Origin of the sequence: Streptosporangium sp. NPDC006007, from assembly GCF_040614315.1 — a bacterium.
GTDB lineage: Bacteria > Actinomycetota > Actinomycetes > Streptosporangiales > Streptosporangiaceae > Streptosporangium.
Genome location: NZ_JBEXUG010000003.1, coordinates 26,029 through 38,152, shown reverse-complemented (window position 1 = coordinate 38,152; position 12,124 = coordinate 26,029). Strand labels below are relative to the sequence as shown.

The following is a 12,124-nucleotide window of genomic DNA, read 5'->3' as shown; positions in this document are numbered from 1 at the left end:
ATAGCATCAGTATTCCGTCCCACCATTCTGCCCCTGATCAGGGCGTCGTGACGTGCTACGAATCGGCACGAAGCTACCCTGTGATCATTATGGGGATGAGACATGTCGCACCCGTCGGGGTGCTGCTGGCGGCGAACGTCCTGCTGGGCGTTCCCGCACACGCCGATAACGGGCCCGTCGGCGGCACCGAGCTCGGCAGGCGGGGCCTGGTGGCCCCCTCCGAGGTCAGACCTCCCCCGAAAACGGCGGCGAGATCCTATGTGATCGCCGACGCGGAGACGGGGGAGGTGCTCGCCGCCAAGGACCCTCACGGGCGCTATCTCCCGGCGAGCACCCTCAAGGCACTGACCGCGCTCACCCTCATCCCGAAACTCGACAAGGCCATGAGGGTCAGGCCGAGCAGTCGCGCGGTGAACGAGGAGGGCAGCGCCGTCGGCCTGGTCCCCAGACCGATCTACACCGTGGACGACCTGTTCAAGGCGTTGCTGCTGGTCTCGGGGAACGACTGCGCGATGGCGCTGGCCGAGGCCAACGGCGGCCTGGCCAAGACCCTGCGGGACATGAACGCCGAGGCCAGACGCCTGCAGGCGTTCGACACGGTGGCCAAGACACCGAGCGGGCTGGACAAGCCCGGCCAGAGCAGCTCGGCCTACGACCTGGCGCTGATCGCCCGCGCCGGGCTGGCCAACAACGACTTCCAGCGTTACACCCGCACGAAGACCGGCAGGTTCCCCGCCCCCAAGGGCTACTACGAGATCGGCAACCACAACAAGCTGCTCTGGCGCTACCGGGGCATGATCGGCGTCAAGAACGGCTGGACGTCCAAGGCCCAGGGCAGCTTCGTCGGCGCGGCCAGGCGGAACGGCCACACGGTCATCGTGGCGATCATGCGGCACGACGGCTACTTCTGGGACGAGGTCGCCGGCCTGCTCGACTGGGGCTTCGGCGCCCGGGGCAGGGTCACCCCGGTCGGCCGGCTGGTGGAGCCGCTCCCGGTGGCGGCCCCCCGGACGGCCGCCCCCGCCGCGCCCGCGACAGCGCGGCCCACCACCCCGCAGGCATCGCCACGCGACGGGGAGACCAGCCCCGTGGGGTTCTACGTGCTCGGCGCGGGCCTGCTCGGCGGCGCGCTCTGGCTGCTGTACGGCCTGCGCGGACGGTCCCGGAGGAAGACGCCCGTCAGCTGAGCGCGGCACGCCCGGAGCCGGAGGAACCACCTGCGGGGAGGGTTCACCCCGAGAGCCGCGGGGGCGCCTGCCGGCAAGGGGTCATCGGGGGGCGCCGGGGACCCCGGTGGTGGGGATGGGGGTGGGTTCCGGCGGCGGGCCGAGTGTGGCGGTCTCCGTCCAGGCCGCCGCGTAGAGGACCACCCGCACCGAGAGGTTCATCCAGACCAGCAGCCCGACCATCACCGCGAACACCCCGTAGATGGGATTGTTCAGCGTGGTCGACAGGATCAGCGCGGCGAGCTGTTTGAGAAGGCCGAAGCCGGCCGCGCCGAGCAGCGCGCCGCGCAGCAGCACCCGTAACGGCTGTCTGGAGCGGCCCATCCACCGCAGGACGATCACGAAGACGACCGTGTCGGCCAGCAGGCTGACCGCCAGGCCGACGAGCCAGAGCGACCCTCGGCCGAGCACCGAGCCGGACAGTCCGAGCCACTCGGCCGCGACGGCGCCGGCCTGGGTGGCGAAGCCGCCGATCAGCACCGAGGCGGTCATCGTGATGCCCACCAGGATCAGGGCCGCCAGGTCACGGAGCTTGGCCAGGAAGAAGTTGAGCGGCGGCTCGGTGGTCATGAACATCTCGCGGAGCGCGTCGCGCAGGGCGTCGATCGCGCCGAGCCCGGCGTAGAGCAGGCCGACCAGGCCGATGATCCCGGCGCTGGCCCGGGAGTCGGCGATCTGCTGGATCGGAAGCTGGTCGGCCAGGGCCGGCAGGGTCTGGTCGATGGCCCGCTGCAACGTTTTGATGGCGTCCGGCCGTACGGACAGGAAGAAGCCGAAGACCGCGAAGGCCAGCGCGATGATCGGGAAGAACGACAGGAACGCGAAGTAGGTCACCGCCCCGGCCAGCCGGTCGCCTGACTGGATCTGGTACCGCTGCACGGTCCTGATCAGGTGATCGAGCCAGGGCCACCTGACCCGCTCCGAAGTGATCTTCGTTCTGCCCCACTCACGGACCGTTTCAATCCGCTCCTGCACACTTGTCACGCGCGTCACCTACCCAATTAGCGCCGCACCGTGCCGGAAAAGACGGTCGCGTGCCTTTTGGTAGTTCAAACGCCCTCCGGGAGCCGAGCCAGGGTGCCCCGGGCGACCTCCCCGAAGCGGGTCCACCCGCTCCCCCGAAGTGGACCCGGGTGCCCTCCGGGGTCACGGAGTGGGCAGGAAACCCACCCGGTCACGCACCTGGGCCATGGTCTCGGCGGCCACGGCGCGGGCCCTCGCGGCGCCCACCGCGAGCATGCGGTCGAGTTCGGTCTCGTCGGCCAGCAGCTTCTCGGTCCGCTCCCGGATCGGCGTGAAGGTCTCCACGACGGCCTCGGCCACGTCCTTCTTGAAGACGCCGTACCCCTGCCCGGCGTAGCGAGCCTCAAGCTCGGGGATCGGCGTGCCGGTCAGCGCGGACTGGACGCGCAGCAGGTTGGTGACGCCGGGCTTGTTCTCGTCGTCGGCGACGACGTCGGAGCCGGTGTCGGTGACCGCGCGCATCACCTTCTTGCGGAGCGGTCCCGGCTGCTCAAGCAGGTCCAGGATGCCACCGGGCGAGGAGGACGACTTCGACATCTTCGACGTCGGGTCCTGCAGGTCGGTGATCTTCTCGACCGCTTTGACGATGTGCGGCTGGGGCAGCGTGAAGGTCTGGCCGAAACGGTGGTTGAAGCGCTGCGCGAGGTCGCGGGTGAGCTCCAGGTGCTGCTTCTGGTCGGCCCCGACCGGGACCCTGTCGGCCTGGTAGAGCAGGATGTCGGCCGCCTGCAGGATCGGGTAGGTGAACAGCCCGACACTGGCCGAGCCCTCGCCGTATCTGGCCGACTTGTCCTTGAACTGGGTCATCCGGCCGGCCTCGCCCATGCCGGTGAGGCAGATCAGCACCCAGGCCAGCTCGCTGTGCTCGCGCACGTGGCTCTGCACGAAGACCGTGGAGCGCTCGGGGTCCAGGCCGGCCGCGAAAAGCTGCGCCGCGGCGACCCTGGACCGCCTGCGCAACGTCTCGGGCCGGTAGTCCACCGTGATCGCGTGCAGGTCGACGACGCAGTAGAACGCGTCGTAGCCCTCCTGCATGGCGACGTACTGCCGCACGGCACCGAGGTAGTTGCCCAGGTGGAAGGAGTCTGCGGTGGGCTGGATTCCGGAGAGGACACGGGGACTGGCCATAGCAGGCAATTGTGTCAGCTGTCGGGAGTGGTCGGTGACTCCGGCACGGAGGTACGGCGCTTTATCCGGACCCGGGACACCCGGCGGCCGTCCATGTCCGTGACCGACAGCTCGAACCCGGGGATCTCCACCCGCTCCCCCATCGTCGGCAGGTGGCCGAGGGTGGCCATGACGAACCCGGCGAGGGTCTCGTAGGGGCCGTCGGCCAGCCGGATCCCCGTCTCGGCCGCCACCACGTCGAGGTTGGCCAGTCCGTCGAGCTCCACCTCCCCCGCCGGCAGCACGACCTGCGTGTCCTCAAGGTCGTGCTCGTCGCGGATGTCGCCGATGAGCTCCTCGACCAGGTCCTCCAGGGTGACGATGCCGGCGGTGCCGCCGTACTCGTCGACCACGATCGCCAGGTGGTGCCCCTCCCGCCGCATCTCCGACAGCGTGGCGAGCACCCGCTTGGTGGTGGGGACCAGCTTGACCGGGCGGATCGGCACCAGATCGCTGATCGGCTCGACGGAGCCGGTCAGTACCGGGTCGAGCAGGTCCCTGATGTGGATGAAGCCCACGATGTCGTCGTAGGAGTCGCGGTAGACGGGGAAGCGGGAGTGCGGCATGGCCGCGGCCAGGACCGCGGCCTCGGCCAGCGCGGTGTCGAGGGCCATGAACTCCACCTCGGTGCGCGGCAGCATCACCTCGCGGAGCTGGCGCTTGCCCGCCGCGAAGACCTCCGCGATCAGGTGGCGCTCGTCCACGGTGAGCTCATGGTGACCGGCCACCATGTCGCGCAGCTCCTCGGTGGAGATCTCCTCGCGGTCGGCCCCGGGATCCCCGCCGAGCAGTTTGACCACGCCGTCGGTGGATTTGGAGAGCGCCCAGATGATCGGCCGGGACAGCGTGGCCATCCGGTCGAGGAACGGCGCGACCAGCAGTGAGAGCCCCTCGGCGCGCTGCAGGGCGATCCGCTTGGGCACGAGCTCGCCCAGCACCAGCGAGAAGTAGGAGATCACCAGTGTCACCAGTACCAGGGCGAGCGGGGCCGCGACGCTCCCGGGCACCCCCCAGCCCCGCACGACCGGCAGGAGCTCCCTGGCGAGGGTGTCGGCGCCGACCGCCGCCGACAGCATGGTCGCCACGGTGACGCCGATCTGCACGGCCGACAGGAAACGGTTCGGGTCGCGGGCGAGCCTGGCCGCCCTCGCCCCTCTGCGCCCCCTGGTGGCGAGCCTGCGCACCTGGCTCTCCCTGAGGGAGACCATGGCGATCTCGGCCGCGGCGAAGAACCCCCCGATCAGAATGAGAAGCAGGACCAAGGCGATGTTCGTCGGGACGCTGTTCACGAGATTGTCTCCGTCATGGCCGTCGCCCGTTCCGACTCTGGCCGATGTTTGCTGTGCCAGCATATGCTGGCAACAGCCTTACAAAAATAAACATATTCCGACATCATCAAACAGGAGGTTCGATGAAGCTGCTGGTCACCGGGGGCGCCGGATACATCGGGAGCGTCGTCGCGGCACAACTCGTCGAGGCCGGGCACGAGGTCACCGTGCTGGACGACCTCTCCACCGGCCACGCGGACGCGGTGCCCGCCGGGGCACGCCTCGTACGGGGTTCGATCACCGAGGCCGGGGACGTGCTGCCCGGCACGGACGCCGTGCTGCACTTCGCGGCCAAATCCCTGGTGGGCGAGTCCGTGGAGAACCCCGGCCTGTACTGGGCGCACAACCTGGGCGGCACCCTGGCCCTGCTCGACGCCATGCGGGCCGCCGGGGTCGGCCGGATCGTGTTCTCCTCCACCGCCGCCACCTACGGCGAGCCCGAGCGCTCCCCGATCCCGGAGACCGCCCCCACCCGGCCCACCAACCCCTACGGCGCCTCCAAGCTCGCGGTGGACACCGCGCTGACCGCGTTCGCCGGGCTGTACGGCCTGGCCGCGGTGAGCCTGCGCTACTTCAACGTGGGCGGCGCCCACACCGGCGCGGACGGCCGGCCCTACCGCGAGCGGCACACCGTGGAGACCCACCTGATTCCCAACGTTCTCGCCGTCGCGCTCGGCGGGCGCGAGTCGGTCAGCGTGTTCGGCACCGACTACCCCACCCCCGACGGGACATGCGTGCGCGACTACATCCATGTGGCCGATCTCGCCCGGGCCCACCTGCTGGCGCTCGACGCCTGCGCGGCCGGCGAACACAAGATCTACAACCTGGGCAACGGCACCGGTTTCTCGGTGCGGGAGGTCGTGTCGGTCTGCCGCGAGGTGACCGGGCACGAGATTCCGGAGGTCGTGTGCGAGCGCCGCGCCGGGGATCCGGCGGTGCTGGTGGCCTCGTCGGAGAGGATCCAGCGGGAGCTCGGCTGGAAGCCGGAGCACCCGTCCGTCCGCGAGATCGTCGCCGACGCCTGGGCGGCCCTGCCCCGCTGACCGCACCGGAGGACCGGAGGGGGACCGAAGGGGGACGCGGCGGGAGGTCGCCCGGCAAACCACGCGGCGGACCAGGCGGCGGACCAGGCGGCGAGCCGCGGAGGCGCGGCCCCCTCAGCGCAGGCTGATCCGGGCCATGTTGTTGGCGGGGCGGCGGTCGCCCACCCGGGTGGAGTAGACCGTCGCCTTGGCCCGCAGCGCCCGCCGGTGGGCGCGGAAGGCCAGCCGGAGGTTGACCTTCCTGCCGGAGCCGACCGCGCGCAGCTCGCAGCCGACGTAGCCCGCGTAGGAGTCGCACCGCGCCCCCCTCGCCACCAGGAAGCGCGCCCTCATCGCACGGAAGAAGACCGCGGCGTCCCGGACGGTCCGAGGTCCCCGGTTGCGGACCACAGCGTTCATCATCACCAGCCGTCCGGCGCGCGCCCTGCGCGACAGCCGGACCGCCAGATCCGCCCCCTCGTCCACCGGGGTCAGCAACTGGGTCGCGTTGTTCGTCTCGTCGCCGTCCACCACCTCCGAGGAGAGCGCCGCGGTCGCCCTGAGCGGGCCGCGCGCGCCGGGCCTGACCATGCCGCTGATCGTCAGGCCACCGGTGGCCCCGGCCAGGACGTCCCGCTGCGAGGGACAGACCACCTCGCTCGCCGTCCTGCCGGGACCGCACTCCGCGACGTTGACGCCGAGGATGTCCACCCCGCGCGGCAGCCGGACGGTGAGCAGCGGCAGCACCGCGTCCTCGGGCCCGCTGTTGCGCACCTCGACCCGGTAGGTCAGCGGCTGCCCGGGCTGCGCGAGCCTCGGCGAGGTCTCCAGCCGTACGGACAGGTCCGCTCCACTCCGTCTCTCCTCTCCGAACCCTCCGGCCCCCGTCGGCGCCTTCCCCGGCGCTCCGACGAGAGCGAGACTGACAACTCCGGCGACGAGCCGCGCCACACCATGCGCCATGAACACCGATCCCCCGAACATCAGTGATCATTCAACGCCGGGACACCCTCCCGGGGCATGATCGACACGCCGCCGCTTCGCCGTCCGGAGACGCGAAAAGGGGCCCCGGCGGACCGGGACCCCCTTTCACGGGGTCGGACGAGACCCTCCTGAGGCCGTTGCCAGGCTCAGTTGACCTTCTCCCCAGGGCTGAGGCCCGGGGTCTCCACGCTCAAGGGGTTTCGATGAGGCCGAGATCGCGGACGGCGGCGCGCTCCTCCTCAAGCTCGCGGACCGAGGCGTCGATCCGCTCGCGGGAGAAGGCGTCGATCTCCAGCCCCTGGATGATCTCCCACCTGCCGTCGCGGGAGGCGACGGGGAAGGAGGAGATGATGCCCTCGGGCACGCCGTACGAGCCGTCGGAGGGGATCGCGGCGGAGGTCCACTCGGTGCCGTTGACCCAGTCGAAGACGTGGTCGATCGCGGCGTTGGCGGCCGAGGCCGCCGAGGACGCGCCCCGGGCCTCGATGATCGCGGCGCCGCGCTTGGCGACGGTCGGGATGAAGGTGTCACGCAGCCAGGACTCATCCACCTGCTCGGCGGCGACCTTGCCGCCGACCTCGGCGTGGAACAGGTCGGGGTACTGCGTGGCGGAGTGATTGCCCCAAATGGTCATGTTCTTGATCTCGGCGACCGGCACCTGGAGCTTGGCGGCGAGCTGGGACAGTGCGCGGTTGTGGTCCAGCCGGGTCATCGCGGTGAAGCGCTCGGCCGGGACGTCCGGGGCGTGCTGCTGGGCGATCAGCGCGTTGGTGTTCGCCGGGTTGCCCACGACCAGGACGCGGATGTCGTCGGACGCGTTGTCGTTGATGGCCTTGCCCTGCGGGCCGAAGATGCCGCCGTTGGCCTGGAGCAGGTCGCCGCGCTCCATGCCCGCCGTACGCGGACGGGCGCCGACCAGCAGTGCCACACTCGCGCCGTCGAAGGCCCGGTTGGCGTCGTCGGTGACCTCGATACCGCTCAGCAGCGGAAACGCGCAGTCGTCGAGCTCCATCGCGGTGCCCGCGGCGGCCTTGACCGCCTGCGGGATCTCCAGCAGGCTCAGCGTGACCGGGACGTCGGCGCCCAGCAGCTGGCCCGACGCGATACGGAACAGCAGCGCGTAGCCGATCTGACCGGCGGCGCCGGTGACGGTGACCTTTACGGGAGTCTGGGCCATGACCTTCCCCCACTCGAAGGATGAATTGTGACGCTCGGATGTTACCCGTCCAGAGTCGCCGGTCCTCCGGCGAGTACCTTGATCCGGCCTCCGGTCCCGGCGCCCGAGCCGCCGAGCCGTGGCCGGTGCCGGGGAAGACACCGGACGCGGTGAGGTGCGCGGTCACCGTGCTAGCCGCAGTCGGCCATGGCCGGGAGGCGATCCTCCCGGGTGGTGAAGTCGACCTTGGAGAAGTGCCTGTCGAGCAGCCTGCCGACCGTGCCGTCCCGGTAGAGGCTCGCGATGGCACTCCGTACCGCCCGGCAGGTGCGCCTGTCGCCCTTCTTCATGGCCACCGCGTAGCGCTCGTCGGTGAGTTTCAGGCCGACCACCTTGAAGAGGACGCTCTCCCGGTTGGCGAACCCGGCCAGCAGCAGGTCGTCACCGGGAACCGCGTCGACCTGACCGTCCCGCAGCCTGTTCATGCACTCGCTGTAGTTCCGGGCCACGACCAGGTCGATCCGCTCCACCTCGCGCTGCAGCCGGGCGACCGAGACGCTGCCGCTGGGCTGGCAGACCCGCCTGCCCTCCAGGTCGGCGGTGGAGACGATCGGGGAGCCGCGCTTGACGAGCACGTCGACGTGGGCCAGATAGTACGGCCCGGCGAACGTGACGTCGTCGGCGTCGTTGATCGAGTAGGTGGAGACGACCAGATCGAGATCGCCGGCGGCCAGCAGATCCGGCCGCTCCTCCCGGGCTGTGGCCCGGAAGGTCACCCCTCCCGGGGGCACCCCCAGCTTCTTGGCGATCTCGGTCGCGAGTTCGACCTCGAACCCCTCCCACCTGCCGCCGTTGTTCAGCGCGATGCCCGGCAGGAAGTCACGGAGCCCGATGGTGAGCCTGCCGGTCTTGGCCGCCTTCTCCACCACCGAGGAGAACGCCACCGGGGTGGAATCGGCCGGCTGGGCCCCGACGCCGGCCCACGGCCGCCAGCCCGCGGCGAAGGCGGCCATGCCCGCCCCGGCGACCAGCAGGAGGGCCACCGCCGCCGCGATCCAGCCGATCCGGCCCGAGCGGCCGGGCGGCCCGGTGTGCGCGACCTGGCCTGGGAACGCCTCCTGCCGGCTCGGCCGCGGGACATCCCCCGGACGCGTGGGTTGGTGCGGGAACGACGGGTACTCGACGCCGCCCAGAGGTCCCCGGGGGTCCTGGAGGGGGCGCGGGTCACGGTCCGGGTGATCCGGGGACGGGGGGCGCTCACTCGGCGCGGGGTGCCGCTCACCGTGGGCGGGGGGGCTCGCGCGAAACCCGGTGGACGGCAGGGGCGGCCTCTGCGAGGCCGGTCGGCCGGGCATGGTCCCCGGCAGGCGTATCAGGCTGGTGACCTCGTCGGGGCCGACCTCCGAGCCCGGAGTCGGAGTCGGAGTCGGGGATGGGGATGGGGATGGGGATGGGGATGGGGATGGAGGCGCGGCCGGGGCCGCGACCTGTGCTCCCTGGTTGAGCACGGCCGGTGAGGCGCTGACGCCGTCGGGGTGGCCGAGCATCCCCAGCAGGATCGCGTCGGCCGAGGGCCGCGCCGACGGCGACTTGGACAGCGCGGAGCGGACCGCCCCGCGCAGCGGCTCCGGCATGGCGTCGACGTCCACCTCGTGGTTGAGAATGCGGTTCAGCACCACCGCGATCGAGTCACCGGCGAAGGCCGTCCTGCCCGTCGCGGCGAACGCCATGGTCGCGCCCCAGGCGAACACGTCGGTGTGCGGGCCGACGTCGGCGCCGGAGATCTGCTCGGGCGCCATGTAGGCGGGGGTGCCGATGGCCCGGCTGGTGATCGTGCCGGTGGAGTCGATGATGCGGGCGATGCCGAAGTCCACCACGCGGGGGCCGTCGGCGGCGATGAGCACGTTGTCGGGCTTGAAGTCGCGGTGCACGATCGCCGCGTGGTGGATCGCGGTGAGCGCGGTGGCCGTGCCGATCGCCAGCCGCTGCAGCGCGGTGCCTCGAAGCGGGCCGTCGGTGTCCACGACCTCCCGCAGCGACCTGCCCTCGATGTACTCGCTCGCGATGTAGGGGGTGTCGCCTTCGAGATCGACGTCCACCACCCCCGCCGTGCAGAACGAGGCGACCCGCTGCGCCGCCCGCGCCTCCCTGGCGAACCGGGATCTGGCGATCGCGTCCCCGGAGAACTTCACGTGCAGCAGCTTGATCGCCGCGCGCTCCCCGGAGGCGTTCTCTCCCAGGTAGACGATCCCCTGACCGCCTTCGCCGATCCGGCCGACGATGCGGAACTGCCCGAGCCGGTGCGGCTCTCCCGCCTCCAGCGGCGCGATGTGCGGCATCATCGTCCTCACGATCCGGTGAATCCCCGACGAGCCAAACTTTACGGTGCCGTGACTCCTCCCCCCTCGTTTCGCCCGGACGACCCCATATCTCACCGGGCTCCGCTGCGGCGAGCACCCCTCGGGGGGACCGGAGCCGACCGGAGAAATCCCACCACACCGACTCACCCAATTACCGACAAATCACCCCAGGATGGCGCTCCACGCGCTTAGATCGCTACCGTTGACCGTTCCTGAGCCAAGCCGGAGCCTATCTCCCATGCGCCGATACACCGGTTATCGCGACTTCGTCCAGCGCGATCAGCGTTCCCTCGTCGGCACGGCCCTGCTGCTCACCGGAAGTCACGAGCAGGCCATCCGCCTCACCCTGTGGTCCCTGCGCTCCGTCGGACTGAGCCGGCTTCCCACCCTCTGGGAGAACCCCACCGCACACGCGCAGATCACGATGTACCGCCGCTTCCTGCGCAGGCCGGTCGCGGCGGGGAACACCGCCCTGGTACGGCTCCCGCCCCGGCCGCGGGTGCTCGTGGTCGCCTGCCTGCACGACGGCAGGACCCGCGCCGAGATGGCCACCGCCCTCGGGCTGCCCCTGGAGACCGTGGAGTCGGAGCTCACCGAGGCGATCGCCACCCTCGGCAAGGGCAAGAGCGGCGCCGACCGCCTGGCGGCGAGGCTGGCCGCGACGGCGAGTGAGGCGTCCGTCCCCGACCTCACCACCCCGGCGCTGCGCGCGCTCCGGCGGCGTCGCGTCCGGGGAGCCGCCCTGACGGCGGTCGCGGCCCTGGTCCCGGCCGGCCTCATCGCGGCCTTCGTCCTGCTCCAGCAGGCACAGGTGTGGAACTCCGCGCTGGGCGAGCGGAACAGCCCCCGTCTGACGGACGCCCCGGACACCATGCGGGCGATCTCCAGCCCGGGGCCGGACTCCGGTCTCCGGCCGTGGCGGGCCCCGCGCACCTCCTTCGTGATCCGCTACGCCGTACCCGGCAAGTGCCCGGACGACGGGGCCTCGACCGACGGCAGGCCCGCGCCGTCACGGGCGGGAAAGATCACCTGCGCGGGCTGGACGCTGCGGCTGGCCGGAGGTGACGAGGGCCGCCCGGAGCTCGGCACCGTGGAGTGCGAGCGTCCGGGCCGGTGCGAGTCCGCGATGGGCGTTCCCGACGCGGCGCAGCACCTGGCGCACGGCGACGACTGGAGCTACTGGCGGCTGGAGCCCGCCGTCAGCCGGGACGGGCGGCGCGTCGCCTACCTCAGCGCGGCGGAGCGGAGATACGTCGCCCACGACCTGCCAAGCGGCGGGAGGCGATACCTGTCGCCCGTGCTGTCCCCCGCCGACACCGAGGCCGGCACCCGGGTGAGCGTCTCCCCTGACGGCCGCCGTTTCACCGTGGAACTCGGCGGGCGGCGGCTGCGGACCGACTTCGCCACCGGGACCGTGACCCCGCTGCCCGCGGAGCGGGCCACCGCCGTGGAGAGGGCCGCGGGCTGGCTCAGGAGGAACTACGGCGTCTGGCGTGACTCGCCGAGCGGAAGGCACTCGGCCGCCGTCAGAGCCGAGAAGAACGGGAGTGACACCCTGCACATCATCGACGCCGAGACCCGGCGGGTGTTCAGGCGCCTTGAGCTCCCCTCCCTGGGAGACCCCACCACGTCGAAGGTGATCGGCTGGCTGAACACCCGCGAGGTCGTCGTCAAGACGGCGGACAAGGCCGGAGGGGACCCGCTCGGCTTCTTCCGGGTGGACGGCCTCACCGGCCGGACGCGCCGGGTGGCGGGCCTGCCCGACGGGGAGTCGATCGTGCTCGGGGCGGTGACGGCCCCCTGACCCGGCGGGCCGGACCGGAGGGTCCTCAAGGGGTGAGGGGGAGCGCGGGAAGGC

Annotated in this window: 9 protein-coding genes; 3 read left to right on the top strand and 6 right to left on the bottom strand. The window is 71.4% G+C overall.

Going from position 1 to position 12,124, the window contains the following annotated elements; translation table 11 throughout:
* Positions 1-95: 95 nt before the first annotated feature.
* Positions 96-1,187 carry a D-alanyl-D-alanine carboxypeptidase gene (locus ABZ194_RS03150; protein ID WP_355591619.1) on the top strand — a complete coding sequence of 364 codons (1,092 nt, stop codon included), beginning with the start codon at positions 96-98 and terminating at the stop codon, positions 1,185-1,187.
* Positions 1,188-1,268: 81 nt separating this feature from the next.
* Here ABZ194_RS03150 and ABZ194_RS03145 read toward each other — a convergent pair whose 3' ends face one another.
* The 3 genes from ABZ194_RS03145 to ABZ194_RS03135 all read right to left on the bottom strand — a co-directional run bounded on the left by ABZ194_RS03145 (position 1,269) and on the right by ABZ194_RS03135 (position 4,705).
* A complete protein-coding gene (locus ABZ194_RS03145) occupies positions 1,269-2,210 on the bottom strand; it encodes a YihY/virulence factor BrkB family protein (RefSeq protein ID WP_355591616.1) in 942 nt (313 codons plus the stop codon).
* A gap of 162 nt (positions 2,211-2,372) precedes the next feature.
* On the bottom strand, positions 2,373-3,377 hold the full coding sequence (gene trpS / locus ABZ194_RS03140) for a tryptophan--tRNA ligase (protein WP_355591613.1): 1,005 nt from the start codon (positions 3,375-3,377) through the stop codon (positions 2,373-2,375).
* Between the two features lie 14 nt (positions 3,378-3,391).
* On the bottom strand, positions 3,392-4,705 hold the full coding sequence (locus ABZ194_RS03135) for a hemolysin family protein (RefSeq protein WP_355591610.1): 1,314 nt from the start codon (positions 4,703-4,705) through the stop codon (positions 3,392-3,394).
* 122 nt (positions 4,706-4,827) lie between these two features.
* Here ABZ194_RS03135 and galE point away from each other — a divergent pair, with 122 nt between their 5' ends.
* Positions 4,828-5,787 (top strand): UDP-glucose 4-epimerase GalE, encoded by a 960-nt coding sequence (gene galE, locus ABZ194_RS03130; protein WP_355591607.1) that lies wholly within the window; start codon positions 4,828-4,830, stop codon positions 5,785-5,787.
* 114 nt (positions 5,788-5,901) lie between these two features.
* Here galE and ABZ194_RS03125 read toward each other — a convergent pair whose 3' ends face one another.
* The 3 genes from ABZ194_RS03125 to ABZ194_RS03115 form a co-directional block, all read right to left on the bottom strand.
* On the bottom strand, positions 5,902-6,729 hold the full coding sequence (locus ABZ194_RS03125) for a hypothetical protein (protein WP_355591604.1): 828 nt from the start codon (positions 6,727-6,729) through the stop codon (positions 5,902-5,904).
* Positions 6,730-6,940: 211 nt separating this feature from the next.
* Positions 6,941-7,927 carry a malate dehydrogenase gene (locus tag ABZ194_RS03120; RefSeq protein ID WP_355591601.1) on the bottom strand — a complete coding sequence of 329 codons (987 nt, stop codon included), beginning with the start codon at positions 7,925-7,927 and terminating at the stop codon, positions 6,941-6,943.
* Positions 7,928-8,097: 170 nt separating this feature from the next.
* Positions 8,098-10,248 carry a transporter substrate-binding domain-containing protein gene (locus ABZ194_RS03115; protein WP_355591598.1) on the bottom strand — a complete coding sequence of 717 codons (2,151 nt, stop codon included), beginning with the start codon at positions 10,246-10,248 and terminating at the stop codon, positions 8,098-8,100.
* Between the two features lie 256 nt (positions 10,249-10,504).
* On the opposite strand from ABZ194_RS03115, the gene ABZ194_RS03110 reads away from it, so the two are divergent.
* On the top strand, positions 10,505-12,070 hold the full coding sequence (locus ABZ194_RS03110; protein ID WP_355591595.1) for a hypothetical protein: 1,566 nt from the start codon (positions 10,505-10,507) through the stop codon (positions 12,068-12,070).
* Positions 12,071-12,124 lie beyond the last annotated feature (54 nt).